20 protein-coding genes are annotated in these 25,570 nt (G+C 69.0%); 11 read left to right on the top strand and 9 right to left on the bottom strand.

The features are described 5' to 3' along the window. Nucleotides 1-37: 37 nt before the first annotated feature. A complete protein-coding gene (locus tag ACIN94_RS11525) occupies nucleotides 38-955 on the top strand; it encodes an ABC transporter substrate-binding protein (RefSeq protein ID WP_400703261.1) in 918 nt (305 codons plus the stop codon). A 140-nt stretch (nucleotides 956-1,095) separates the two neighbouring features. Further along, nucleotides 1,096-1,575, top strand: coding sequence for a flavin reductase family protein (locus tag ACIN94_RS11520; RefSeq protein WP_400703258.1), 480 nt, complete (start codon nucleotides 1,096-1,098; stop codon nucleotides 1,573-1,575). Nucleotides 1,576-1,612: 37 nt separating this feature from the next. Here the strand turns inward: ACIN94_RS11520 and sppA are convergent, their stop codons facing one another. The 6 genes from sppA to ACIN94_RS11490 all read right to left on the bottom strand — a co-directional run bounded on the left by sppA (nucleotide 1,613) and on the right by ACIN94_RS11490 (nucleotide 11,574). Beyond that, nucleotides 1,613-3,313 (bottom strand): signal peptide peptidase SppA, encoded by a 1,701-nt coding sequence (gene sppA / locus ACIN94_RS11515; protein ID WP_400703255.1) that lies wholly within the window; start codon nucleotides 3,311-3,313, stop codon nucleotides 1,613-1,615. 30 nt (nucleotides 3,314-3,343) lie between these two features. Beyond that, the gene (locus ACIN94_RS11510; protein WP_400703252.1) at nucleotides 3,344-5,305 is read right to left on the bottom strand and encodes a S8 family peptidase; all 1,962 of its coding nucleotides are present in this window, start codon (nucleotides 5,303-5,305) and stop codon (nucleotides 3,344-3,346) included. A gap of 147 nt (nucleotides 5,306-5,452) precedes the next feature. Next, nucleotides 5,453-7,060, bottom strand: coding sequence for a glycosyl hydrolase family 18 protein (locus ACIN94_RS11505; protein WP_400703249.1), 1,608 nt, complete (start codon nucleotides 7,058-7,060; stop codon nucleotides 5,453-5,455). Nucleotides 7,061-7,280: 220 nt separating this feature from the next. After that, nucleotides 7,281-9,446, bottom strand: a complete 2,166-nt coding sequence (glgB, locus tag ACIN94_RS11500; protein ID WP_400703246.1) for a 1,4-alpha-glucan branching protein GlgB — start codon at nucleotides 9,444-9,446, stop codon at nucleotides 7,281-7,283. 230 nt (nucleotides 9,447-9,676) lie between these two features. Next, the gene (locus ACIN94_RS11495) at nucleotides 9,677-10,903 is read right to left on the bottom strand and encodes a copper amine oxidase (RefSeq protein ID WP_400703243.1); all 1,227 of its coding nucleotides are present in this window, start codon (nucleotides 10,901-10,903) and stop codon (nucleotides 9,677-9,679) included. Continuing rightward, nucleotides 10,900-11,574: a hypothetical protein gene (locus tag ACIN94_RS11490; RefSeq protein ID WP_400703240.1), complete on the bottom strand. Its 675-nt coding sequence runs from the start codon at nucleotides 11,572-11,574 to the stop codon at nucleotides 10,900-10,902. The genes ACIN94_RS11495 and ACIN94_RS11490 overlap by 4 nt, the downstream gene beginning before the upstream one ends. Before the next feature lie 289 nt (nucleotides 11,575-11,863). On the opposite strand from ACIN94_RS11490, the gene ACIN94_RS11485 reads away from it, so the two are divergent. The 3 genes from ACIN94_RS11485 to ACIN94_RS11475 all read left to right on the top strand — a co-directional run bounded on the left by ACIN94_RS11485 (nucleotide 11,864) and on the right by ACIN94_RS11475 (nucleotide 14,832). After that, the gene (locus tag ACIN94_RS11485; protein WP_400704068.1) at nucleotides 11,864-12,253 is read left to right on the top strand and encodes a YciI family protein; all 390 of its coding nucleotides are present in this window, start codon (nucleotides 11,864-11,866) and stop codon (nucleotides 12,251-12,253) included. A 36-nt stretch (nucleotides 12,254-12,289) separates the two neighbouring features. Then, nucleotides 12,290-13,546 carry an RNA polymerase sigma factor gene (locus ACIN94_RS11480; protein ID WP_400704065.1) on the top strand — a complete coding sequence of 419 codons (1,257 nt, stop codon included), beginning with the start codon at nucleotides 12,290-12,292 and terminating at the stop codon, nucleotides 13,544-13,546. Between the two features lie 344 nt (nucleotides 13,547-13,890). Beyond that, the gene (locus ACIN94_RS11475; RefSeq protein WP_400703237.1) at nucleotides 13,891-14,832 is read left to right on the top strand and encodes a hypothetical protein; all 942 of its coding nucleotides are present in this window, start codon (nucleotides 13,891-13,893) and stop codon (nucleotides 14,830-14,832) included. A gap of 89 nt (nucleotides 14,833-14,921) precedes the next feature. On the opposite strand, the gene ACIN94_RS11470 is transcribed toward ACIN94_RS11475, so the two are convergent. Together ACIN94_RS11470 and ACIN94_RS11465 are read right to left on the bottom strand one after the other, a co-directional pair. Next, nucleotides 14,922-15,260, bottom strand: coding sequence for a hypothetical protein (locus tag ACIN94_RS11470; protein WP_400703234.1), 339 nt, complete (start codon nucleotides 15,258-15,260; stop codon nucleotides 14,922-14,924). Between the two features lie 133 nt (nucleotides 15,261-15,393). Beyond that, nucleotides 15,394-15,891 (bottom strand): hypothetical protein, encoded by a 498-nt coding sequence (locus tag ACIN94_RS11465; RefSeq protein WP_400703231.1) that lies wholly within the window; start codon nucleotides 15,889-15,891, stop codon nucleotides 15,394-15,396. A 323-nt stretch (nucleotides 15,892-16,214) separates the two neighbouring features. Between ACIN94_RS11465 and ACIN94_RS11460 the strand changes: the two genes are divergently transcribed. The 4 genes from ACIN94_RS11460 to ACIN94_RS11445 all read left to right on the top strand — a co-directional run bounded on the left by ACIN94_RS11460 (nucleotide 16,215) and on the right by ACIN94_RS11445 (nucleotide 20,298). Further along, on the top strand, nucleotides 16,215-17,147 hold the full coding sequence (locus ACIN94_RS11460; protein WP_400703228.1) for an HNH endonuclease: 933 nt from the start codon (nucleotides 16,215-16,217) through the stop codon (nucleotides 17,145-17,147). Nucleotides 17,148-17,291: 144 nt separating this feature from the next. Next, nucleotides 17,292-18,233 (top strand): DUF5996 family protein, encoded by a 942-nt coding sequence (locus tag ACIN94_RS11455; protein ID WP_400703225.1) that lies wholly within the window; start codon nucleotides 17,292-17,294, stop codon nucleotides 18,231-18,233. A 209-nt stretch (nucleotides 18,234-18,442) separates the two neighbouring features. Beyond that, on the top strand, nucleotides 18,443-19,639 hold the full coding sequence (locus ACIN94_RS11450; protein ID WP_400703222.1) for a cytochrome P450: 1,197 nt from the start codon (nucleotides 18,443-18,445) through the stop codon (nucleotides 19,637-19,639). A gap of 194 nt (nucleotides 19,640-19,833) precedes the next feature. Further along, nucleotides 19,834-20,298 carry a hypothetical protein gene (locus ACIN94_RS11445; RefSeq protein WP_400703219.1) on the top strand — a complete coding sequence of 155 codons (465 nt, stop codon included), beginning with the start codon at nucleotides 19,834-19,836 and terminating at the stop codon, nucleotides 20,296-20,298. 140 nt (nucleotides 20,299-20,438) lie between these two features. Here ACIN94_RS11445 and ACIN94_RS11440 read toward each other — a convergent pair whose 3' ends face one another. After that, entirely contained in the window at nucleotides 20,439-22,019 is a 1,581-nt protein-coding gene (locus tag ACIN94_RS11440; RefSeq protein WP_400703216.1) for a hypothetical protein, read from the bottom strand. Between the two features lie 229 nt (nucleotides 22,020-22,248). Between ACIN94_RS11440 and ACIN94_RS11435 the strand changes: the two genes are divergently transcribed. Beyond that, on the top strand, nucleotides 22,249-24,192 hold the full coding sequence (locus ACIN94_RS11435) for a protein kinase (protein WP_400703213.1): 1,944 nt from the start codon (nucleotides 22,249-22,251) through the stop codon (nucleotides 24,190-24,192). Between the two features lie 172 nt (nucleotides 24,193-24,364). Further along, nucleotides 24,365-25,273, top strand: a complete 909-nt coding sequence (locus tag ACIN94_RS11430) for a MerR family transcriptional regulator (protein WP_400703210.1) — start codon at nucleotides 24,365-24,367, stop codon at nucleotides 25,271-25,273. The last annotated feature ends 297 nt before the right edge of the window (nucleotides 25,274-25,570 follow it).

Here is a 25,570-nt window from a genome sequence, read left to right as displayed (position 1 = left end):
CTATGTATTACCCCCCGCTTTAGAAGGGAAAATTACGGTGAAGCGCCTGTCCGGCACTGCGGCGATCCTCCTCTCCGCAGCGCTCACACTTACCGCGTGCGGTGGGGAAAACCCCCTGACCAGCGCGTCCGCGAGCCCGGCCGCCCCGGAGTCCGCGTCGGCCTCCAGTGAGACGGCTGTCGTCGGCTCCTTCGACTTCCCCGAGAGCGTGCTGCTCGGCTCCATCTATGCCCAGGCACTGGAGGCCAAGGGCGTGAAGGTCCAGGAGAAGCCGAACATCGGCAGCCGCGAGATCGTCTACGACCAGATCAAGAGCGGCGGCCTGACCATCCTGCCGGAGTACAACGGAGCGCTTCTGGCGTTCATCGCCCCCAAGAGCACGGCGACGTCGAAGGACGACGTCAACGCCGAGCTGAAGACGGAGCTCCCGGACCAGGTGGAGATCCTCGACTCGGCGGCGGCCGAGGACAAGGACTCCCTCACGGTCACCAAGGAGAGCGCCACCAAGTTCAGCCTGACCTCGATCGAGGACCTCGCCAAGATCTCCAAGGACTACGTCGTGGGCGGGCCGCCGGAGTTCAAGAAACGCCGTGAGGCCCAGTTCAAGGACGTCTACGGCCTGGAGTTCAAGGAGTGGAAGCCGACCGCCGCCACCACTGCTGACGCCATCAAGAGCGGTACGGTCCTGGCCGGAAACGTGTTCACGACCGATCCGAAGATCGTGCTCAACGACCTGGTCTCGCTTGAGGACCCGAAGAACGTCTTCAGCGCCCAGAACATCACGCCGCTGGTCAACAGGGCGGCCACCGGCGACACGGTGAAGACCACGCTGAACGCGGTCTCCGCCAAGCTCGACACCGCCACCCTCGTCGACATGATGAAGCGCATCGCGGTGGACAAGGACGACGCCGCCGTGGTCGCCAAGGACTGGCTGACCCAGAACGGCCTGCTCTAGGCCCTCCGGCTCTCTCCCGGCTCCACCCGGTACGGCCCGCGCGCGATCCCGTGCGCGGGCCGTACCGCTTCTGCCGGACACCCGGAGGTCCGGACCTCGGGGCGTCCGGAGTGGCGGGCGCGGTCCGGGATGATGGCGGCATGAAAGAGTTCATCGAGGCCATGGCGCAGGCGCCGACCGCGGTGACGGTGGTCACCGTCAAGGACGAGCGCGACGACGTGGGAGCGACGGTCGGCACCCTCACCTCCATCTCGCTCGACCCGCCGCTGGTGATGGTGAGCATGGAGAACACCGGCTACCTCAACGAACTCCTGCTGCGCCGCGACCGCTGGGCCGCCAGCGTGCTGTCCGCCGAGCAGAAGACGATCGCCAGCCGCTTCGCCACCGCCGGCCGGCCCGGCGCCCGGCTGCTGCTCGCGGGGACGCCGCACCACCGGGGGGAGCTGAGCGAGGCGCTCGTCGTGGACGGCGGGGTGACCGCCCTGGAGGCCGAGACGGTCCAGGTCGTCCCGGCCGGGGACCACACGCTCTACATCGCCCGCGTCCTGGACGTGAGCTACGTCAACCCGAAGGTTCTCCCGCTCGTACGGCTCCGCGGCCGGTACCGCCCCGTCGGCTGACCGGTCCCGCCGCCGTGCCGGCAGACCGCCCGCCGCGCTAGCGGATCGTCCACGAGCCGGGGAGCATGAGCGGGCCGTGGGACGGCAGGCCGAGCTCGGTGGCGAGGTGGGCGAGCGGGCCCCAGGACTCCAGGCGGACCTTGGCCAGGGCGGCGGTCCTGTCCTCGCTGGAGTCCGGCGGGCGCAGGCGCTCCAGCGGGTTCAGCTTGGGATAGACCCGCACCGGGGCGTCGGCGGCGAGGCCGGCTTTCTCCCGGGCCAGGGCGAGGGCGTCCTCCAGGCCGCCGAGCTCGTCGACCAGCCCGCCCGCGTGGGCGTCGGCGCCGGTCCAGACCCGGCCCTTGGCCAGCTCGTGGGCGCGTTCCCTGGACAGGCCGCGACCCTCGGCCACCTTGTTCACGAAGTCGTCGTACACCCGGTCGAGCCAGGCGTTGATCCGGGCCCACTGGGCCTCGGAGAAGGCGGTCGTGGGGGAGAACATCCCGGAGTTGGTGCCCTCGCCGACCGTCTCGGAGGTCACGCCGAGCTTCTCCAGCAGCCCGCCGATGACCGCCTTGCCGCCGAAAACGCCGATGGAACCGGTGAGCGTGCCCGGCTGGGCCACGATCGCGTCCGCGGCCATCGAGACCATGTAGCCGCCGGAGGCGGCCATGTCGCCCATCGAGACCACGATCGGCTTGCCCGCCCTGCGGGTGAGCACGACCTCGCGCCAGATGGCGTCGGAGGCCACGTAGGAACCGCCCGGGCTGTTCACCCGGAAGACGACGGCCTTCACGTGCTCGTCACGGCGGGCCGCACGCAGGGCGGCGCAGACGGTGTCGGAGCCCATCGAACCGCCGCCGCCCAGCGGGCTGCGCCCGCTGCGGCCGAGCCGGATCGCGCCGGTGCCGTGGACGAGCGCGACGGTCTGCTCACCGGGGCGCGGGAGCTTCTTCGCGATCAGCCCCTTGGCGTACCGGCCCACGTAGAGCAGGAGCGCGTCGTCGCCGACGGCCTGCTTGACCTCGTCGTAGACCTCGTCACGGTAGGCCAGCCGGTCCACCAGCCCCGCCTCGACGGCCTCGGCGCCGATGAACGGGCCCTCGTCGATGAGCCGGCGGACCTTGGCCGGCTCCAGCCCGCGTCCTTCGGCGACCCCCGCGACGATCTGCTCGGTGACCGACTCGGTGATCCGGCCCATCGACTCGCGGTGGGCCTCGGTCATGTGGTCCTGGGTGAAGGTGTTGGCCGCGGTCTTGTACTCGTGCCGCTGGCCCATCTGGGGCTCGACACCGAGCTTGCCGAGCGCACCCCGCAGGAAGCGCTGCTCCATCGCGATGCCGGTCAGCCCGACGTCGCCGGACGGCTGCAGGTAGACACGCTCGAAGGCGCTGCCCAGGTAGTAGGGGACGGTGCCCGCACCGAACTCGCCGAACGTCTCGGCGAACACGACCGTCAGCTTGCCGGCGGCCCTGAACTGGACCACGGCCTGGCGCAGCTCCTGCACCATCGCCAGCCCCAGCGGCCGGGTGCCGATCTTGACGATCAGCGCCCTGACCCGGGGGTCGTTCCGGGCGCGCTTCAGCGCGGACAGCACGTCGGTCAGACTCGTTCTGCGCATGGACAGGAGCGCGCCCAGCGGATCCGCCGGAGGGCCCTCGGTGAGGCCCTCGGTGAGGTCGAGTTCAAGGACCAGTGGAGCGGTGCGCCGCTGCCGGAACCGGTCGACGCCGTCGATGATCACCTTGGTCGGGTCCATGGGTATCACCTTAAGCGACCCATCTCGGGCTTACGCGATACGTCGCGAGTTCACATGCTTTTTCAGCATTGAGATGGAGGCGGAGGAGATGGTGCTCTTCAGCCGCTGCCGCTCGGCCGAGGCGAGGGCCTGCCGGACCGTGGTCGACTCGTTGATCCTCGCGGTGAAGTTGACCCCGCCGTGCGCCCAGTTCAGCCAGGCGGCCAGCAGCTCGCTCTCCAGTTTGACCTTCCCGGTGAGCTTGATCTTCGCGGAAGGCCGGAGCACCCGGTAGGCGGTACCCAGCGTAGAGGCGCGCGTCAGTTCGGGGAAGACGTCGCTGGCCTTCGCGACCAGGCGCAGGTAGCAGCCGAGTGTCTCGTCCGACAGCTCTCCCTTGCCCCGGGTCATCTCGGTGGCCCACTGGGCGGCGGTCAGGGTCGTCTTCGCCCTGCCCCGGGTGCACACCGCCGGCAGGGTGGTGGGCGTGGCGGTCACGGTCACCGTGACGGTCACCGTCGGCAGCGGGACCGGGCTCGGGGCGGGCGGGGTCACCGGACCGGGGGCCGGCGGTGGCCCGGAGCTCGGGGCCGGGCTCGGCTCGTCACCGGGCTCGTCCGGGTCGGGTGACTGGGTCACCGGGGGCGAGGGGGCGCTGCCGGTGAGCGCGCCGTACACGTCGAGGCGCGGAGTGGTCACCCCGTCGTAGATGATCGGGCGCCCCGCCGCCGTGAGCCTGCCGAGGAGCGCGTCCGTCGTGTCGGCGGGGAATTTCTGGGCCAGCAGCGCCAGCGCGCCCGTGACGTGCGGGGTGGACATCGAGGTCCCGCTGTAGACCGCGGTCCCGCCGCCCGGCACCGCGGAGTCGATCGCGACACCGGGGGCGAAGAGATCGAGTACGGGGCCGTAGTTGGACCAGTGGGGGACGTGGTCGCTGTCATCCATCGCGCCCACGGTCACCGCGCTGGAGATGCAGCCCGGGGCTCCGGCACCGGGAAAACCGTCGTTCCCGGCTGCGGCGACGGTCGTCACGCCCCTGGCGAGCAGCGCTTCGATCTTCGCCTTCATCGCCCCGATCTCGGGTTCGCCGTCGCAGGCGCCATCGTAGAGGCCACCGCCGAGGCTGAGGTTCACCGAGACGATGTCGGCGCCGTCGTCCTTCAGCTTGGTGACGTGGTCGAGGGCGAGCAGGATCGTGGACTCGTAGGCGCTCAGGCAGGCATCCTCCCCCATGTCGCAGTCGTCCGTGCGGCTGAAGACCTGGATGGCCGCGATGTCCGCGCCGGGCGCGACGGAGTGGGCGATGCCCGCCACGTGGGTGCCGTGGTCACACAGGTTGACGGTGCCGTCCACGCACCGGGAGGTTTTCGCGTCGGCGGAACCCGGCCCGATCTGCGTGGTGCTCCCGTTGGGGCAGAGCGACTCCGGGCCGCCGTCCGCCGCGGAGAAGCAGGCCTCCTCCACGACCCTGCCGCCCAGCGCGGGATGGTCCCGGTCGATCCCGGTGTCGATGACCGCGATCATCTTGCCCTCGCCGGTGACCCCCTCCGCCTGGGCCCGGTCCGCTCCGATCAGCGTCAGGCCCGAGGCCAGCGAGGCGGCGGTGTAGGCGCGGTCACGGCGGACCGACACGACCCGGGGGTCCTCGGCCAGCGCCGCCAGGGACTCGCCCGTGCCCTCGACCACGATGAACGAGGTGTCCGGCGGCTGGAGGACGACCTCGGCGCCGGGCAGTTCCCGGGCCTCGTCCGCGACCGACGCGGTCTCCACGGGGGTGGCCACCTCGACGATGACCCGGGCCTCGCCGCCGTCGACGGTGAGCCCGGGTTCGAGCTTGGCCTCCGGTGTCCCCGCGGCGGGCTCCGGTGTCTCCTCGGCCGGTGTCTCCGCGGCGGATGCCGGAGGATCCTGGGCGACGACGGGCGGGGGCGCGGGTGGGTTCTCGGCGGACGCGGGGACGCCGGGGGCGATGGTAAGCATGATCGCCAGGGCCGCGAGGGCTCGAAGTCGCACACATCCTCCGGGGGGTCAAACAGGCGATTCGGAGTCTAGAGAGCCCTTTGTCCTGAGTGAATACCTTGATCCGGATTATGAGGATCTTTTCAGAAACGGCTCGGCCCCCCGCGGCGTGACGCACACGGAGGGCCGAGTGTCGAAATATTACTTGAGCCCGTTGGAGATCGCGCTGATGAGTTCGCCGTTGGCGGTATCGCCGCTGGCCTCCCAGAAGAACGCGCCGCCCAGACCCTGGTTCTTGGCGTAGGTCATCTTGCCGGCGATGGTGGACGGGGTGTCGTAGCTCCACCACTGGCCGCTGCAGAGGCCGTAGGCGGTGCCTGCGATGGTGCTGGTGGCCGGGCACTTGGTCTTGAGGACCTTGTAGTCCTCGATGCCGGCCTCGTAGGTGCCCGGGGCCGCGCCGGTGGCGCTGCCGCCCGGAGCCGCCTGCGTCACACCGGTCCAGCCGCGGCCGTAGAAGCCGATGCCGAGCAGCAGTTTGCTGGCAGGGATGCCCTTGCCCTTCAGCTTCTGGATCGCTGCGTCGGAGTTGAAACCGGCCTGCGGGATGCCGGTGTAGGAGGTCAGGGGGGAGTGCGGAGCCGTCGGCCCCTGGGCGTTGAACGCGCCGAAGTAGTCGTAGGTCATCGGCATGAGCCAGCTCAGGTTGTTGACGGCACCCGCGTAGTCGGCGACATCGATCTTTCCGCCGTTGGAGCCGTCAGCGGTGATCGCCGCGGTGACCAGGGCGTTGGCGCCGAACTTGGAGCGCAGCGCCGAGACCACGTTCTTGAACGCGTTGGGGCCGCTGCTGTCACAGGTGAGACCGCAGGCGTTGGGATACTCCCAGTCGACGTCGATGCCGTCGAAGACGTCCGCCCAGCGCGGGTCCTTGACCAGGCTGTAGCAGGAGTCGGCGAACGCGGTGGGGTTGGCCGCGGCCTGGGTGAAGCCGCCGGACCAGGTCCAGCCGCCGAAGGACCAGATCACCTTGATGTTCGGGTAGGCCTTCTTCAGCTTGCGGAGCTGGTTGAAGTTGCCGCGCAGCGGCTGGTCCCAGGTGTCGGCCACTCCGTCGACGCTCTGGTCGGCGGTGTAGGCCTTGTCGTAGTCGGCGTAGGAGTCGCCGATCGAGCACCGGCCGCCCGTGGTGTTGCCGAACGCGTACAGGATGTGGGTCAGCTTCGCCGCGGAGCCGCTCGTGACCAGGTTCTTCACGTGGTAGTTGCGGGCGTAGACGCCCCAGTTGGTGAAGTAGCCGACGATCTTCTTACCCGAGGGGTTGGGGTCGCCGGTCGGGGTGACCGTCGGGGTTGGGGTTGGGGTGGGGGTTGGGGTGACCGTCGGGGTGGGGGTCGGGGCGGGGGTCGGATCCGGGGCGCCGGTGCAGGCGCCGCCGTTGAGCTTGCAGTTCAGCACCCCGGTCAGCCCGCCGGGCGCGCCGTTGAATCCGAAGCTCACGGAGGCCCCCGCCGCCACGGCTCCGTTCCACGACTTGTTGACGAAGGTGTAGTGGTTGCCGCTCTTGGTGAGGTCGGCGTCCCATGCCGAGGGGATCGAACTACCGGATGGGAGGTCGAACTCGACCTTCCAGCTCGTCAGGGCGCTCGTTCCCGCTTTCACGGTGACCTTGCCCTCGAAGCCCGTCCCCCAGTCGATGGTGGTGGCGTAGGTGGCGGTGGCCGGGGTGGCGGCCGTCGCGTTGCTCATTCCCAGGGGGACGAGCAGCGCCGCCGCTGCGATCAGGGAGCCAATGGTGATTCGTCGCAAGGGTCGCTCCAGGTCAGAGAGTGCCTAGCCCCCGTATTCACAGGAAAGTTTCCTATTAATTTCTAAAGAGTAGGTTCTCGTTCCCAGCCGGTCAATGCCTCGCCGGCCAATCCGGGTCGGCCGGATGCCCGCCGTACACCGGCCGGACACCCGCCGGACAAGGAACGGGCCGGTCACGCCATGCGTGACCGGCCCGGACCGGCGGAGAATCCGATGAAGATCAGGCCGGTTCCCCGTCGCCGGCATGGCGGAGCCAGACGGCACCCAGAGGCGGGACGCGCAGGCGGGCGGAGTACGGCAGGCCGTGATGGGGCTCCTCCACCGCCTCCACGGCACCGAGGTTGCCCACGCCGCTGCCCGCGTAGTCGTAGGCGTCGGTGTTGATCGCCTCCTCCCACGGGCCGCCGAAGGGCAGGCCCAGGCGATAGTCCTCGTGCGGCCCGCCGGAGAAGTTGACCACGCAGGCCACGGCGGAACCGTCCCGGGCGCGCCGCAGGAAGGAGAACACGTTGCCCGCCGCGTCGTCGGCGTCGATCCAGCGGAAGCCCTCGGCGGAGAAGTCGAGGCTCCACAGGGCGGGGGTCTCCCGGTAGACCCGGTTGAGGTCGCGGACCAGCCGCTGGACCCCTCTGTGCCCGTCGAAGTCGAGCACCCACCAGTCAAGACCGCGCGACTCCGACCACTCCGAGCCCTGGCCGAACTCCCCGCCCATGAACAGCAGCTGCTTGCCGGGGTGAGCCCACATGAAGGCGAACAGCGCCCGCAGGTTCGCGAACCGCTGCCACTCGTCGCCGGGCATCTTGCCGAGCAGCGACCCCTTGCCGTGCACCACCTCGTCGTGCGACAGCGGCAGCACGAAGTTCTCCGAGAAGGCGTACATCAGCGAGAACGTCATCTGGTGGTGGTGGTACTGCCGGAAGATCGGCTCGTGCCTGAGATAGGCGAGGGTGTCGTGCATCCAGCCCATGTTCCACTTGAACCCGAACCCCAGCCCGCCCAGATACACAGGCTGGGAGACCCCGGGCCAGGCGGTCGACTCCTCGGCGACGGTGACGATCCCCGGCTGGTCCCGGTAGACCACCGCGTTCATCTCCTTGAGGAACGCCACCGCGTCGAGGTTCTCCCGCCCGCCGTACTCGTTGGGCGTCCACTCGCCCTCGCGCCGCGAGTAGTCGAGGTAGAGCATCGAGGCGACCGCGTCCACCCGCAGCCCGTCGATGTGGAACTCGCGCAGCCAGTACGTCGCGTTGGCGACCAGGAAGTTACGCACCTCCCTGCGCCCGAAGTCGAAGATGTAGGTGCCCCACTCGGGGTGCTCGCCCCGGGCCGGGTCGGCGTGCTCGTACAGCGGCGTCCCGTCGAACCGGGCCAGCGCCCAGTCGTCCATCGGGAAGTGCGCGGGCACCCAGTCGACCAGCACCCCGATGCCCGCCCCGTGCAGCCGGTCCACCAGGTGACGGAACTCGTCCGGGCTGCCGAACCGGGCGGTCGGCGCGTAGTAGGACGTCACCTGGTAGCCCCAGGAACCGCCGAACGGATGCTCGGCCACCGGCATGAACTCCACGTGCGTGAACCCCATGTCCACCACGTAGTCGACCAGCTCGCCTGCCAGCTCCTCGTAGGACAGCCCCGGCCGCCACGAGCCGAGGTGCACCTCGTAGGTGCTCATCGGCTCCTCCAGCGCGTTACGGCCCGCGCGCTGCCGCATCCACGTGCCGTCCTGCCACTCGTACGCCGACCTGTCGATCACCGACGCGGTCGCGGGCGGGGTCTCGGTACGCCGGGCCATCGGGTCGGCCTTGGCCCGCCAGACCCCGTCCGCGCCGAGGACGCCGAACTTGTAGCGGTCGCCCTCGCCCAGCCCCGGGATGAAGAGCTCCCACACCCCTGACCTGCCGAGCGAGCGCATGGGGTAGCCGGTGCCGTCCCAGTGGTTGAAGTCGCCGATCACCCGGATCCCGCGCGCGTTCGGCGCCCACACGGCGAAGGCCGTGCCGTCCACGTCCTCGTGCCGTATGATCCGCGCGCCGAGCACCTCCCACAGCCGCTCGTGACGCCCCTCACTGATCAGGTGCAGGTCCACCTCGCCCAGCGTGGGCCAGTGCCGGTAGGGGTCGGCCATCTCGTACGGCTCGGCCCCGGCGTAGGTGACCTGGAAACGGTAGTCGGGGATCTTGTCCAGCCCGGGGATCGTCACCGAGAACACGCCGTGAGCCACGTGTTTCATGGGGTGAGCCTCGCCGCCCACGACCGCGTGGACCCTCTGGGCCAGTGGCCGCAGCGCTCTGATGGTCACGCCCTCGGGCCCCAGATGGGCACCCAGGATCGAGTGGGGATCGTGGTGTGCCCCGCCCGCCAGCCGGTCCAGGTCCAGATCCGCGTTCATGACTCACTCCCAGAGATCGATATCCCTACCCTGCCCTACCGGGGTGCTCCAACTCATGCCCTTGTCCGGTATCACCATGCGTGTTGGGAAAACGTGCGGATCTGCTGGCAGAAGAATCCCGGTAGGCGTCTCTCACAGCTTATGGAAACGGCTTATGGAAACACTGTCCGCCGACGGGTTGATCGTAATGAGGACCGCCGCGGCCGGGAGCTCAGGGGAGCAGGGTGAGGTCAGTGCGGGTTCCTGGCCGTGACGTCGCGGGGAGTGATGCGGAAGCCCTGCCAGTGGGTCGGCATGGGGTCGGCGTCCTCGTCGCGGGCGACGTGGTGGTAGCCGACGTTGACCCAGAGCACGGGGTCGGTGAGCTTCTCGCCGTTGACGTAGCGGTCGACGGACGCGGCGCAGTGGGGCGCCGGGTTGTTGGTCGCCAGGCGTTCGCAGGAACGGTAGTTGGTGACGTAGAGGTCGGCGCGGGTGAAGGCCTCGCCGGCCGGGCCGCGATACTCCGCGCTGTCGGAGTTGTTGATCTCCCAGGAGACGCGGTGCCCGTCGGAGTTGCGGACCTTGCGGTCCACCACGCGCCACCAGCGCATCGGGCTGTTGACGGCCTTGGTCTCCCTGGTGAAGACCGTGCGCTTGAGCTTCCGCTTGGCCGTACCCGACCCTGAGAAGTCGTACTGCTCCACGACGTCGTCGGCCTTGCCCTGGACGTCGAAGTCGAGGCGCCAGAAGATGTTGTGGCTGTGGCTCTCCTCGAAGGTCCGGCTGCCCACGCCGATGGGCCAGCCGTGCTCGGGTGTGGTGGTGAACCCGGACAGCGAGCCGGTCGCGCCCACGCGCGGGGTGATCGCCCCGTCGTCGGAGAAGGCCCATTCGGCCAGGTAGGTGTACCAGCCGACCTGGAAGGCGGCGAACACCACCAGATCGCGTCCCTGGGCCGACTTGGCCGGCTCCTCGTAGCCGCTCTTGAGGTAGGCGTGGCCGCGCGCCCGGGTCATCACGCAGACGGACTGCTCGCGCCGCTCGCCGCCGGGGCAGTCGGCGGCCTGCAACGGGATGGCGGTGTAGCCGAGGGAACCGATGTCGTGGAAGCGGGGGTTGCCGCTGTCGTAGGGCACGTGGATCTGGGCGAGCGCGGTGCTGCGCAGCACGCCGACCGGTCTGCTGTTCTTCGGCGTGTAGACGACCTTGGTGAGGGTCAGCCCCTCGATGTTGCGCATCTCCCAGCAGAGCTGCCAGCGCGCGCCGTTCGGCAGCGTCTCGTCGATCCGGTACGGCGCGCTGCACGGAGGCTGCGGCGCCTGTACGGCGGGTGTCCGTACGGCAGGCGCCTGTACGGGAGGCGTCCGTGTGGGAGACGGGGCAGGTGCGGCATTCCCGGCATGGGCGGCAGGTGCGGTGCCGAGGCCGCCGGTGAGCAGGGCGCAGGAGAGGGCCAGGCGCAGGAACACGGTCACCACTCCAGGGTGTAGATCTTCTTGGCGGACAGGTCGACGGCGATCCGGCTGGTGTCCAGCCAGGTGTTGCCGGGGAGACGGACGAACAGCCGCAGGCACCGGTGGGTCTTACACGGCTCGCCCCCGCGCTCCTGGCCCGGCGTGAAGATCAGCCCCCGGAGCCCCAGGTCCGCGGCGGACCGTAACAGCCCGCCGCCGAGTGCCTTGGCGTAGGACTCCCGCACGCCCCCGCCGTACACCGGGTCGGCCAGCAGCAGCTCGGCGGCCCTGACCTCCTCCGCCTTGGACGGCGGCGGCTGCACGCCCCGCGTCGCCGTCTCCTTCACGACCTTGCCCTGACCGAGGTCCACGGTCCGCACGATCAGGCTGTCGGTGGCGTAGTCGTACAGGTAGGCGTCGGCCCGCCGCCGGTCCTCGGCGCCCTTGTCGTCGTCGCGCTCGACGTAGAGCAGGTCGACCTGCCCGGTGGTCATATGCGCCCGCAAGGTGGCCGACGCGATGGCGGTCGCCCGCGTGACCTCCTCGCCGGTCAGTGGATCTCCCGGGACGGGCGCGCTCGGCGCCGACCGTGCCGCCTGAGGGGCCTGCTCGCCGGAGAGGAACAGCGCCGTCCCGGCGACGGCCACCACCCCCGCCCCCGCGAGTGCCATCATGATCCGCCGTCGTCTCACGAGCACCTTCTTTACTGATTGTTGACCTTCGCTCGCGCAGTGTAGCCATCGAGTAGTGTCGGGGCAGGTCAAAAGGCATATTGCGCCGTTGGTTCGGCTTGCGGGTATTTGCAGGGTTCTGTGCGGTGGTCGCCGGGCGACGTCGCCCCGGACCTCGGCGGCGGACTCCGGCTGAATTTTTTCTTCGGATTCCCGCCGGGATGTCGAGAACGCGGGGGCGTGCTTCGACCTGTATGTGAGAGCGTCAGCGAGGACGCGCGAACGTGAGGGACACGAGAACGTGAAGTACATGATGCTGATGCAGTTCGGTGAGCAGAGTGGCCTCCCGCCGATGAGCACCTGGCTCCCGGATGAGGTCAAGGCCCACATCGAGTTCATGCACGAGGTGAACAGCAAGCTCACCGACGCCGGGGAGCTCGTGGACGCGCAGGGGCTGGCGGACCCGGGACAGGCCAGGATCGTGCGGGCCGGGGACGGCGGTGCCCCCGTCGTCACCGACGGCCCCTACCCCGAGACGAAGGAGTTCCTGGTCGGCTACTGGATCGTCGACTGCGAGAGCCGGGAACGGGCGATCGATCTCGCCGCGTACGTCTCGGCCGCGCCCGGCCCCGGCGGTAAGCCGCTGAACATGCCGATCGAGGTGCGCCAGGTGATGTCGGGCCCGCCGGAGGAGCTGTGACCGGTGATGCCGGCCCTGCCGGAGGAGCTGTGACCGCTGGATAGCCCGGCCGTCGACGACCTGCTGCGCGGACTGGCGCCGCAGGTCGTCGGCGTGCTCACCCGGCGCTTCGGAGACTTCGACGCCGCCGAGGACGCGGTCCAGGAGTCGCTGCTGGACGCCGCGGCCCAGTGGCCCGAGGAAGGCGTGCCCGACAATCCGCGGGGGTGGCTCATCCAGGTCGCGTCCCGCCGGATGACCGAGCAGCTACGGAGCGAGCAGGCGCGCCGCCGCCGGGAGGAACGGGTGGCCACGCAGGCACCCGCGGACCGGCGGACGGCGCCACCGGCGGACGAGGCGCACCGGGCGGATCGGGACGACACGCTGGTCATGCTGTTCCTGTGCTGTCATCCCGCGCTGACCCCGGCATCGGCGATCGCCCTCACCCTGCGGTCGGTGGGCGGTCTGACCACGGCCGAGATCGCCAAGGCATTCATGGTGCCCGAAGCGACCATGGCGCAGCGGATCAGCCGGGCCAAGCAGCGCATCAAGGCGTCCGGTATCCCGTTCCGGATGCCCGCCCCCGAGGAACGCGCGCGGCGGCTCGGCTCGGTGCTGCACGTGCTGTACCTCATCTTCAACGAGGGCTACGCCAGCAGCGTCGGCTCCACCCTGCACCGCGTCGAGCTGTCGCGCGAGGCGATCCGGCTGGCCAGGATGGCTCATGACCTGCTCCCCGACGACTGCGAGGTGGCCGGGCTGCTCGCACTGATGCTGCTCACCGACGCCCGGCGCCCCGCGCGGACCGATGCGGGCGGCACCCCGATCCCGCTGGCCGAACAGGACCGGAGCCGGTGGGACGGCACGGCCGTCGCCGAAGGGGTCGCGCTCATCACCGCCACCCTGGCCAGGGGCGCGGTCGGCCCCTACCAGCTCCAGGCGGCGATCGCCGCGGTCCACGACGAGGCGACGACGGCCGAGGAGACCGACTGGCCGCAGATCCTGGCGCTGTACGGCCTGCTGGAGCGGATGTCCGACAACCCCGTGGTCTCGCTCAACCGCGCCGTCGCCGCCGCCATGGTGCACGGCGCCGGGACCGGCCTCGACATGCTCAAGGCGCTCGACGCCGGCGGACGCCTGGCGGGACACCACCGCCTCGTGGTGGCCCGGGCCCACCTCCTGGAGATGGCCGGCGACCGCCGGGCGGCCATCGACGACTACCGCGAGGCGGCGAGCCGTACGACGAGCATCCCGGAGCGGGACTACCTCATCACCCGCGCCGCCCGGCTCGCCGCAGCGGACCACCCTCGCTGAAAGGCTCCCCCCGCGATCCCCCGATGCCCCGTCGGGCCGTCCTCGACGTCTCCGGGGAGGTGCTCCACCGGCTGGCTGCTCAGCTGCGGCCCGAGTCCGAGGGAACGGGCGGGTCGGCGGCCTTCTCCAGCCAGAGCGAAATCATGCCGACCAAACCGAAATCATGCCGATCTCATCTGATATGCCAGAACCACCTCATGTTTCACGAAGATTCGTCACACTCTGCATGTTGTCCTGTACGGAGAGATTCCGCCTGCCTGCTTCCGGCCCCTGCCGGGCGGAGGCCGGCGGGACATCCCGCAGGGCGACCATCGAGCCGTTCTTCGCTACATGAAGGAGAAGACATGTCCCCGACGACATGCGCCACACCGGGCCGTACGCGCCGGACATCCGTGGTGTCAGGCCTCTTGCTGGCGTTCCTGGCCGCCGTCGGCGTGGTGGTCCCGCAGCCCGCCGCCGCCGATGACGCCACCACGATCACCATCGGGCAGCCCGGGCACATCACGCTCACCGCGTCCAGGACCGTCGCCCCCGGCGGTGAGGCCCTGCTGGACCTCGTCTACACCAACACCTCCGATCGCACGATCGCCTCAGCTCCGCTGACCATCACCTTCGCCCCCGAGGCCGACAGCAGCATCGACGCGGGCAGGCTCTCCTGGTGGTCGCCCGACGTGGCGGGCCACACCCAGGCCGTCACCGGTGACACCGCGGCCCGCACCGTCACCGTCGACTGGCGCTCCTTCGCCCCGGGTGACACGAACCGCACTGTCGTCTACATCCCCTTCAAAAACTCGGCATCCGGCAAGGTCCCCCTGCACGCCACCCTGATCGAGAACTTCGACGACGGACCCGTCACCACCGACCTCGGCGACCTGACGATCAACACCGCCCCGCCCGCGGCCGACCTCGCCGTCTCGCTGGACTCCTCGCCCAAGGGACTGGGCGTCCTCTACGCCACCTTCACCGCCACCGTCACCAACCAGGGCCCCGGTAATGCGACCGCGGCACGCCTGCGCTTCACCTACCCGGCGGGTTTCGCCCAGCCAAGCGCCCCCGGCTGCGCCGTCAACACCTCGGCGCGGACCGTCACTTGTGACCTCGGCGCCATCCCCGCGGGCGGTTCCGTAACCAGGTCGCTGGGCCTGCACACCCAGCTGCTCGTCATCAGCAGCCACCTCACCGTCACGGCCGCCCGCCTCGACAGCAGCCCGGCCGACCCCCGGTCTTCCAACGACTCAGCCTCCGCCACCTGCTCCGCCATCACGGGTCTGCTCGTCCGCTGCTGACCTCCGCGTAACGGTGGCCCCCGGCATTCCCACCGTGCCCGGGGCCATCCCGTCGGAGCCCGTACGGCCTGTGCCGCAGGGCGCTACGGTCACCTGGGCTCGGCCTGCTCGCCAAGCGTCTCCTCCGGTCCCAGATCCGGCTCCACACGAGAACCACATCCTTCTCGACTCTTCGGATGAGAACCGGGAGCGGAGATTGCGCGGTCGGACGGTGACCAGATCCTGCGTAACGGTCGCATGCCTTTCTCGACGTAGTCGGCGATAGGACTGTCGCCGCCGTCGAGGTACCACTGCTCGAGTGCGGCGAAGTAGCCGAAAACGAGGGCGTTCGCGGTCACGCGCGCCTGTGTTTCGCTCAGTTCTCCGGTCGCCGCGATCAGCGGAGCGATCCGTTGGCCTGCTCGGTCGAGCGCGGCGCAGGCAGCCATACACACCGATGGTTCGGTGAAGAAGTAACGGACCCTGCGCCACGGGCTTCTCGCGGCCCGCGAGTCTCGTTCCACGTCCTCGGAGCGGAGTGCCGGTTCCGGTGCGGATTCGTACGCGCGGACAGCCCGAATCTCAAGGTGGTTCGACGGGATGGGCCATGACGAGCCGGCCGCTGTGGATCACCACGAGGAGAAGCTCTTTCTGTAGACCGACCTGCTCCTGAATCCGCTGGACGAGCTCCTTGCCGTGCGGGGTCACGAAGTTCGCCGACTGGGCGAGTGGATACTGCGATCGGGTCTCGGCCCGCAGTTTTGCTATGGCCGGCCGCATGTTGATGATGGGGACGCCTGTATTGCGGTATCCAGCCAGCAGGCGGGTCTCAACGAACTCGCCCCAAGTCGCCATCTCTTCGCCGGTATGACGCTGCCGGACAACCGGATTGTAGGCGCGACCATTGCGGGTATATCCGTCAATCCAGCGTCGTGCAGTGCCTGAGCACAGGCCGAGCAGGCGATCGACCGGTGCCATCGTGTAGGTCGGCCGTTCGAGGAGATCGACTACGATCATGGTGCGGATTATCCCATCGGTGTGCTCTTTGAAACCCTTGCCACGGAACAGGATGGGGATCACATCATGAAATCGTCATTCGTGTGAGCGGCTTGGATAATAATCTGTCCGATTAATGCATTAATATGTAGAACATCATTTTCCGGCAACTCCTTCTTCCGCTGTGAAGGCGCGGACTTGAGCAGTCGAGCCGAACAGTCCCGATCTTGGGCGGGCCGGAACAGTCGGTCCCTCTCGGAGGACCGCCAGGTGGTGAGGTTGTCGTAGCCGAAGAACAGGCAAGCGGTCGCAGCGCGGCGTTGGAAGGCGAGATGCCAGATTTCGCTACGGCATCAGGTGAACATCTCCATGGCCATGCATCTCGTGAAGATGCACAATCATGCCTTGTGAAGGCATACGTCGGAGTGACGGATGGCGGGTGGCACCGGTTCCTCGCCGCGCGTCCCACGTTGACCGAGGCCAATTTCTGGCGCCCCTCCGGTGGCGGATTCAAGGCGCTGAACCCCGGTGAACCGTTCTTCTTCAAAACTCATCACCCGCACAACCGGGTGGTGGGTGGTGGTTTCTTCAACGGCTTCGAGAAGCTGCGCATCTCCGAGGCCTGGGACATCTTCCGAGAGGCGAACGGCGCCACGAGTCTCCAGCAGATGCGCATGCGGGTGAGTCAGTACCGCAAGCAGCCGATCGCCCCTGAGGAGGACCCGGTCATCGGCTGCGTCCTCCTCCGCGACACCCGGTTCTTCCCGCTTGACGCGCCAGCCGACCAGCCGCCGGACTTCGCGCCCAACCTCGTGCAGGGAAAGAGCTACGACCTCGCCTCCCATCCACAGGCGTACTACTTCCACGAGCTGCTTCCGCGACTGCTGGGAACCGCCGTCGAGATCGACCTTTCCAGGCCGTGGCATCGGGACGGACCGGTCTACGGTGATCCTCGGCTGGTCCCGCAGAGACTCGGCCAGCAGGCGTTCCAGGCCGTCGTGCTGAGCGCCTACGAGCGGCGCTGCGCCATTACCGGCGACAAGATCCGCCCCGTTCTCCAGGCCGCCCATATCCGCCCGATCGCCTCCGGAGGAGAGCATCGACTGGACAACGGCCTGCTGCTGCGCTCGGACGTGCACACCCTCTTCGACCGGGGCTACCTGGCCGTCGACCCCGCCTATCAGTTGATGGTCAGTCCACGGCTGCGTACGGAGTTCGGCAACGGTGAGGAGTTCTACCGGCGTGCCGGAAGCCAGATCGCCGTTCCCCGACACCCGCACGACCGGCCTGATGCGGAGACTCTCGAATGGCATCTCGACGAGGTGTTCCTGGCATCATAAAAACATTGGATTCGCCCGGCTTCCCATGCCGATCGGCACACTGGTCGCCATGGGAGCCAAGCGGCGGAGAGAGACCGATGAAGATCTTGCTCTCCGTGGTTCTGGCGGGGTCTTTGACGCGCACGCTGCGGGAATGGTGGCGTCATGGAGCTGTTCGCCCCGATACCGCTGGCCGAGTGGCAGGACACCAAGGCCACGCTGCACCGGTTCTGCCAGGTGATAGGCAAGATCCGGCTCACCGCCGAGGTCCGGCGCAACCACTGGTGGAACGTGCCGTTCCATCTCACCGGCCGGGGGCTCACCACCCGTCCGATGGGGCAGGCGGACGGCAACCCGATCTTCACGATCGACTTCGACTTCGTCGGCCACCGACTGCTCGTCACCGCGCTGGACGGCCGGGCGGTGTCGTTCCCGCTCTACGGCCAGTCGGTGGCATCCTTCTACCGGAGGGTCATGGGGGCGCTGGCGGAGCTGGACGTGCGGGTGGACCTGGACATACCGCGGCCGTTCGACCTGCCCGACTCCGGACGGCCGTTCGAGGAGGACACCGAGCACGCGGCCTACGACCCCGCCATGGCCACCCGTTACTGGCAGGTCCTCAGCCAGGTGAACCTGGTGCTGGAGGAGTTCGCCGCGGGCTTCTCGGGAAAGATCAGCCCGGTCCACCACTTCTGGCACACCTTCGACATCGCCTGCACCCGCTTCTCCGACCGCCGGGTCGACCAGCCGCCCTCGGTCGACTCCGTGACGCGGGAGGCCTACTCCCGGGAGGTGATCAGCTCCGGCTTCTGGTTCGGTGACGACTCCTTCCCCGAGCCCGCCTTCTACTCCTACACCGCCCCCGAGCCCGAGGGGCTGGACAGCGAGCCCCTGAGGCCCGAGGCCGCGCGGTGGATCGCGCAGCGAGGCAGCCACCTGGCCGTGCTGCGCTACGCCGACGCCCGCTCCGAGCCCGACCCGCGCGCCGCCGTACTGGCTTTCTACGAGAGCGCCTACCAGGCCGGAGCCCGGCGTGCCGGCTGGGACATCGCCCGGCTCGCCTGCCCCGGCGGGATCACCGACCCTCAACTGAGGGCCGGAACCTGACAGGCTCCCCGTATCCGATGGCGGAGCTCCCCATGGCGGTGGACACGTCGCACGGGGTCGGATCCCGCGCATGCCTGATCTCCGCTCTCGTGATCAGGAGCGCTGCCCGGCGGGCGCTCCGGTGGGTCGCCGGGACCCTTTGCGGGTAAGGGGTGGGTTGTCATGTCTCTGTCAGATCAGTCGGGACAGCGAGTCATCCAGGGGGTTGCATGAGCGAGTCGTCGACGCTACCGCTGTACATGCGGCGAGCGGGGTTCGATCCTGATCCGGAGCTGGGGACGCTGCGGGAGGAGGAGGGGGTCAGGCGCATCAGCACGCCGTTGGGCGTCGATGCCTGGCTGGTGACCCGCTACGAGGACGTGCGCGCGGTGCTGGGCGACACCGAGCGGTTCAGCAACACCTGGCCGGGCAGCTTCCGGCTGCCCGGCGCCCCGTGGAGGAGCGAGGAGGAGATCGCCGTGCTGCGCGCGGGCAACCTGCTCGCCTGCGATCCTCCCGAGCACACCCGGCTGCGCCGGATGCTGACGCCGGAGTTCACGATCCGCCGGATGCGCCGGCTGGAGCCGCGGATCATGCGCATCGTCGAGGAACACCTGGACGAGATGGAACGCGCCGGGTCTCCCGTCGACCTGGTGTCGTCGTTCGCGCTGCCGATCCCGTCCTTGGTGATCTGCGAGCTGCTGGGCGTGCCGTACGCCGACCGGAAGGACTTCCAGCGCAGGACCAACCGGCTGCTCGATGTGTCGGCGCCCGTCGAGGAGCGCATGGCGATGCAGGCGGAGTCACGCGCCTACATGGCCGAGCTGGTCGCCCGCGCCCAGGCTGATCCGGGTGAGGAACTGCTCGGCATGCTGGTGCGCGAACATGGCGACGACCTGACGACGGACGAGCTCATCGGCATCGGCGGTCTGCTGCTGGTGGCCGGTCACGAGACCACCGCCAACATGCTCGGGCTGGGCACGCTGGCCCTGTTGCGCCATCCCGACCAGCTGGAGCTGCTCAGGAAGGAGCCCGAGCGCATCGACGCCGCGGTGGAGGAGCTGCTGCGCTGGCTCAGCATCCTCCACGCCAGCATCGTCAGGACGACCACCACGGAGGTCGAGCTTGCCGGCCATACCATCGGGTCCGGCGAGCTGGTGATGTGCGGTCTGCCTGTCGCCAACCGCGATCCCGCGCTCCTGCCCAACCCGGAGATGCTGGACCTCAGCCGGGGCGCGCACGGCCACGTGGCCTTCGGCCACGGCGTGCACCACTGCCTGGGCGCGCCGCTGGCACGGATGGAGATGCGCATCGCCTTCCCGGCGCTGTTCCAGCGCTTCCCCGAGCTGCGCGTGGCCGAGCCCGACACGCACTTCCGCTCCTTCCACGTCGTGTACGGCCTGGCGTCCCTGCAGGTCGCCTGGTGACCGTTATCGGATGACCACATCGTCGCAGCAGTGGCCATCCCCTGGGCAGTGCGTTCTCGCGCAGTTCATGATCCGTTCGAGTTGAGGACGCCCGATTATCCTCTTTTGTTGCCGCTGAGATCTATTGAGGCAGCTCCAAGGCGTGGTTACGGTCCTGTGATGTCGATTCCGATCATGACTGAAGGGGTCCCTCCGTGAAGCTTGTGAAGACCGCTGTCGCGGCCGCCGCGCTCATCGGCGCCACCGCCGTCCCGCTGACGCTCACCGCGACGCCCGCCGCCGCGGCCTCCTGTAGCGGGTCGCACATCGACCACCTGGCCGTGAAGACCTCGGGTGGCTCTGTCTACGGCTACCTGGACCTCTACTACGGTTCGGGCGTCAACTGCGCCCAGCTGAACCGATCGGTCGACTACGGTGTCGCCTCCAATGGCCAGAACATGGGCATGATCGTGCAGATGTGGGCCTGCGCCAAGGGCTCCAGCAGCAGCTCGTGCACGTCCAACGCGCTGGACCACGACAGCGACAGTGGCCACTTCTCCTACTATGCCGGGCCGATCACCGTGAACGGCACGAACCGCTGCATCAAGGTTCAGGCCAGCATTCAGGACAAGAACTACAACTGGGCCAACCTCACCACGCCCGTCTTCCACTGCGGCTGACCGGAACACGGCCCGCACCCGACAAAGGTGCGGGCCACCGTCCCGCCCTCACCCGTCCTGTTCCGGGGTGATCGGTCAGTCCTCAACCCCCAAAGGCGGGATCTTCCTGTCAGGGGGCAGGGACAGGATGCCGTTCCTCGTCAGCCGTCGTAGCGGTCCTCGAAGGCGGTGAAGGCGGCCTCCTGCCTCCATTCGGCTCTGGCCTTCGCGCTTCTCTTCAGGAGCGCGCGGCAGGCCGGGACGGGTGTGGTGCCGCCGAGAGGCGAGCCCGCGCACTCGGGTGCGGGCGTGTGGTCGTCGGGTGCCTTCCAGAGGCTGCGGCCCTGCAGGAAGCTGTGGTCGAGCGCGGCCCTGGCGAGGGTCCTCAGCTCGGTGTAACGCAGCCCGTAGTCCGTGATCGCCCGGATGTACTCGTTGGTCATGTCGGTGTGTTCGATGCCCTCGTCGTCGGTGACGAGGGCGACGGGGACGCCCGCCTTGCGGTAGGTCATGAACGGGTGCTGGGCGCCGCACACCTTGAGGATCTGGCAGTTGCTGGTGAGAGCGATCTCGATGAGGACGTGCTTGTGGGCCAGTTCGGCCAGCAGGCCGTCCGGGTCGTCCTCGCCGCTGACGTCGACGCCGTGCCCGATGCGTTCGGCGTGGCCGGTCTCCACGGCGTCACGGATGTGGAACCGCAGATCCGCGGGCGGGGCCAGGCCGGGGGCGAGCTCACCGGCGTGCAGGGTGATGTGAGCCTTCGAGTAGACGCCGCGCAGGTAGCCGAGCATGCGCATGTGCAGCCGGTAGTCGCGCAGTGCGACCGGGTTGTCCTCCGGGGCGACGAGGTTGACGCCGACGTAGCGCTTGTCGGCCTCGGCCAGCTCGAATCCCAGAAGCATCTGGCCGAAGACGACCTCGGGCGCGGCGGTGCGGGTGACCTGGAGGAGGAAACGCAGCGGCAGCCTGCAGCCGGGATCGGCGCCCTTACGGCCGCAGCGGAGACCGGTGCGCATCTGGGCGATGTCCGCGTCGGCGTCCGCGCGCGCCGCGCTGACGATTTTGGCCATCGCGCCGTCGGCGAGCAGCCGGTCGCGCAGCTGCGCCAGATTGGTGCCGGCCCCCACCTTCTTGACGAGTTCCTGGACCGCGCCCGACTGACGGGACAGCATGACCTCCAGGGTGAACTCGTGCTCGGCCGCGGCCTCGGAGGCGAACGCGGCCAGCATCTCTCCCTTGTGGGAGGACGCGGCTCCGAACTTGCCGAACGCCGCGAAGAAGTGGTCGTGGCCCGACTCGGTGCCCGGGGTGAATCCCCGCATCGACCACGCCCGCACGATGTCGTCGGCGAAGTGCGGGTCGGTGGTCGCGTCGTGGGCCGGTCGCTGACCGGTGACGCACGGCGGTGCCGACGCGACGAAGGACGTGGTGTCGACGCACAGGCCGTCGCGTCCGGCGGAACGGAGCAGGAACTCCGTGGACACGGCCCCCGACAGGTGCGTGTGGAGGTCGGCGCCCTTGGGCAGGTCGGACACGAACTCCCGGAGCCGGCCCGGCTCGTGGCGGATCCCGTCGAGGTATGCCTCAACCTGCGGGACCGTATCTCGTACGGCACCATCGCGTGCGGCACCTTCATGTACGGCACCGGCGGTGGCCGCTCTCGCACCCGGCCCTGCCCCCGCCATCCCTCCGGCGACCGCGACCGCCAACCCGATCGCGACGAAACTCCTGCTCGGTATCATGCTCGCCAGCCAAGCATGATCTTCACGTCCGGTCACGTATCGTAGTCGATATGTTTCTCTACGTCATCATCGGACATGGGTGGCCCCTGGAACGCCGGTCTCCGTGACCGCCGGCCTGAAGCGTCTCTGCCGGAAAATCCTGAATTTCGAAAGCCTTCCGCTCCTTTACAAGGGTCATCTATCGTTGTGATCCGCATCGCGATCGTCGAGGTTTCCGAAGAGGTGGGCGTTGCCGAGTCGCCGCCCGCTGGATCCGGGTGATCCCGAGCGGATCGGCGACTACCTGCTGACCGGCGTGCTGGGCGAGGGCGGCCAGGGCATCGTCTACCGCGCCCGCACCCCTACCGGCACATCGGTGGCGATCAAGGTGCTGCACGCCCGGATGGCGGCCGATCCCGACGCGGGCAGGCGCCTGCTGCGCGAGGCCGACATCGCCCGCCGGATCGCGCCCTTCTGCACCGCCCGGGTGCTGGACATGGGCCTGTTCGCCGACCGCCCCTACATCGTCAGCGAACACATCCCCGGCATAGCGCTGGACACGCTGGTCAACAGCGACGGCCCGCGCACCGGCAGTGGCCTGCACCGCCTGGCCGTGGCCACCCTGACCTCCCTGGCCGCGATCCACCGCGCCGGGATCGTCCACCGGGATTTCAAGCCCGGCAACGTCATCCTGGGACCCGAAGGCCCGGTGGTCATCGACTTCGGCATCTCCCGGGTGCTGGAGCACCTCACCACCCGCTCCGGCCCGGTGGGCACCCCCGCCTACATGGCGCCCGAACAGTTCGAGCAGCAGCCGGCGGGGCCCGCGGCCGATGTCTTCGGCTGGGCCGCCACGATGGTGTTCGCCGCCACCGGACACCTGGCCTTCCCGGGCTCCACCCTTCCCGCGGTGATGCACGCCATCCTGACCGGCGAGCCCGACCTGGACGGTGTTCCCGAGGACCTGCGTCCGCTGCTGAAGACCTGCCTGGAAAAACGTCCCGATGCTCGGCCGGGCGCCGCGGACCTGCTGCGCCGCCTCACCAACGACGACCAGCCCGGCCTTCCCGCCGCTCGCCGGAGCTCGCGGCGCCGCCTCCTGCTCGGCGGCCTGACCGCGCTCACCGCTGCCGGGATCATCGCGGCGGTCCCCTCCTGGCTCCACGCACCAGAGGGCACCCACTCCACAGCCCCCGGCCCTACGGACTCCCCGACCCCCGTCGGGAGCGCCCTGGGCAAGCCGCTGACCGGCCACACCGCCACCGTCACCTCGGTGGCGGTCGGCCAGTTGGGTGGTAAACCCATCGCCGTCTCCGGCGGAGACGACAGCACGGTCCGGGTGTGGGATCTGGCCGCCGGTAAGCAGTTGGGGCAGCCCCTGACCGGTCACGGCAACGCCGTCACGTCGGTGGCGGTCAGCCGGTCGGACGGTAGGTCCATCGCCGTCTCCGGCAGTTATGACGGCACGGTGCGGGTGTGGGATCTGGCCGCCGGTAAGCAGTTGGGGCAGCCTCTGACCGGTCACGGCGACATCGTCTGGTCGGTGGCGCTGGGGGAGTTGGCGGGGAAGTCCGTCGCGGTCTCGGGTGGTTCGGACGGTGCGGTGCGGGTGTGGGATCTGGCCGCCGGTAAGCAGTCAGGGCAGCCCTTGACCGGTCAGGGCGCCGCTGTCTGGTCGGTGGCGCTGGGGCAGTTGGGCGGTAAGCCCATCGTCGTCTCCGTCGGCTATGACGGCACGGTGCTGGTACGGGATCTGCTGACGCGGAAGCAGATCGGTAAGTCCCTGACAGGCCCTACCACTACCACCACGTCGGTGACGCTGGGGGAGTTGGAGGGGAGATCCGTCGCGGTCTCGGGTGGTTCGGACGGCACGGTCCGGGTGTGGGATCTGGCCGCCGGCAAGCAGTTGGGGCAGCCCCTGACCGGTCACGGCGACACTGTCTGGTCGGTGGCGCTGGGGGAGCTGGAGGGGAAGTCCGTCGCGGTCTCGGGTGGTTCGGACGGTGCGGTGCGGGTGTGGGATCTGGCCGCCGGTAAGCAGTTGGGGCAGCCTCTGACCGGTCACGGCGACGCCGTCACGTCGGTGGCGCTGGGGCAGCTGGACGGTGAGACCATCGCCGTCGCCGGTGGCTCCGACGGCAGGCTGCACACGTGGGGACTTGGCCTGCCCGGTCCTCCGCCACGCCCACGGTGATGCCGTCACCCGCGGCTGGCGCGGGTGAGGGTGGATGATCCTCCCGATGGCTCCATCCCCGCCGTCGGTCCGGTGGTCTCGACGGGCTGGTGGCCCTCGACGCTCTCCCGGATTTCCGCTGGCGCGAAAATGGATTTGAGTCTCCGGCGAGTGGAAGGTTGAAGCTGGTCTCGTGAACGACCGCACCGAGCTGTTCACCATTGGACAGCTCGCCCGCCGTACCGGACTGCCGGTGCGGACCATCCGCTTCTGGTCCGACGTGGGCGTCGTTCCGCCGACGCGTCGCTCGGCCGGTGGTTACCGGCTCTACGACGTCGCGGCGGTGGCACGCCTGGACCTGGTACGGACGCTCCGTGAGCTGGGGCTGGACCTGGAGACGGTCCGGCGGGTCCTGCGCGGGCAGGGCACCGTCGCCGACATCGCCAGGGCACACGCCGACGCGCTGGATACGGAGATCCGCGTCCTCCAGCTGCGGCGCGCGGTGCTGCGGTCGGTCGCCGAACGAGGAAGCACCACCGAGGAGATGAGACTCATGCACAAGCTGGCCCGGTTGTCCGCGCAGGAGCGGCAGCGCGTCATCGACGACTTCGTCGACCACACCTTCGCCGGCCTCGACCCTGACGCGCCGGGGGCCCACATCGCGCAGTCGATGCGCCGGATGCCGGCGGAGCTGCCGGCCGACCCCACCACCGAGCAGGTGGACGCCTGGGTGGAGCTCGCCGAGCTCGTCGCCGACGAGGCGTTCCGGCAGCGCGTACGGCAGATGGCGGTGGCGGGCACGGAGCCCGGCGAGCAGCCGCAGCCGTACGACCCCGCGCCGGTCCTGGAGCACTGCGGCGGCGCGCTGGCCGCCGGGGTCGCCCCCGATTCCGCCGAGGGCAGGGCCGTTCTGGACCGGGTCGTCGCCGCGGACACTCCCGTCGAGGAGCGCCTACGGCTGGCGGACCAGGTGGAGAGGTTCACCGACCGGCGGGTGGAGCGCTACTGGCAGCTGATGGGGATCCTCAACGGCACGCCGCCCTTCCCCTCCGGTGTCCCGGTGTTCGAGTGGTTCATCGCGGCGCTCCGCGCGCACCGTTGAGCCGTTGACCCGGATCAGGATGTGGAGCATTTGATCGACGGGTATTGATCGAACCTGCAAGGTGGCCGAGCGGGGGGGGTCGTCACCCGCTTTCAAATCGCTCAAAAGTCACTAAATGGGTGATATCCGGCAGCGCCTTCTGGAAGGCGCTGCCGGCGACGGTTGCATGTCAGGCGATATGGGTTTTGCATAAAGCTTAGATAAAGATTCACTTACGGCATTATATGCACTAAATGTGTTGATTTAGAGTCTTGACGAAAATCGGACATCTGACGAAGATTCTTGCTAATTGCGTAC

It is taken from the genome of Streptosporangium sp. NPDC087985, assembly GCF_044741965.1.
In the GTDB taxonomy this organism is placed as follows: Bacteria; Actinomycetota; Actinomycetes; order Streptosporangiales; family Streptosporangiaceae; genus Streptosporangium.
Note: the sequence above shows the minus strand (reverse complement) of the source record. Positions and strands in the feature narration are given on the sequence as shown.

Excerpts from the sequence above, each read along its gene's own strand:
- ACIN94_RS11455 (WP_400703225.1), top strand. The coding sequence starts at position 17,292 with ATGGAGCTGTTCGCCCCGATACCGCTGGCCGAGTGGCAGGACACCAAG.
- ACIN94_RS11450 (WP_400703222.1), top strand. The coding sequence starts at position 18,443 with ATGAGCGAGTCGTCGACGCTACCGCTGTACATGCGGCGAGCGGGGTTC.
- sppA (WP_400703255.1), bottom strand. The coding sequence starts at position 3,313 with ATGGACCCGACCAAGGTGATCATCGACGGCGTCGACCGGTTCCGGCAG.
- ACIN94_RS11485 (WP_400704068.1), top strand. The coding sequence starts at position 11,864 with ATGATGCTGATGCAGTTCGGTGAGCAGAGTGGCCTCCCGCCGATGAGC.
- ACIN94_RS11440 (WP_400703216.1), bottom strand. The coding sequence starts at position 22,019 with ATGATACCGAGCAGGAGTTTCGTCGCGATCGGGTTGGCGGTCGCGGTC.
- glgB (WP_400703246.1), bottom strand. The coding sequence starts at position 9,446 with ATGAACGCGGATCTGGACCTGGACCGGCTGGCGGGCGGGGCACACCAC.
- ACIN94_RS11520 (WP_400703258.1), top strand. The coding sequence starts at position 1,096 with ATGAAAGAGTTCATCGAGGCCATGGCGCAGGCGCCGACCGCGGTGACG.
- ACIN94_RS11475 (WP_400703237.1), top strand. The coding sequence starts at position 13,891 with ATGTCCCCGACGACATGCGCCACACCGGGCCGTACGCGCCGGACATCC.
- ACIN94_RS11470 (WP_400703234.1), bottom strand. The coding sequence starts at position 15,260 with ATGGCTGCCTGCGCCGCGCTCGACCGAGCAGGCCAACGGATCGCTCCG.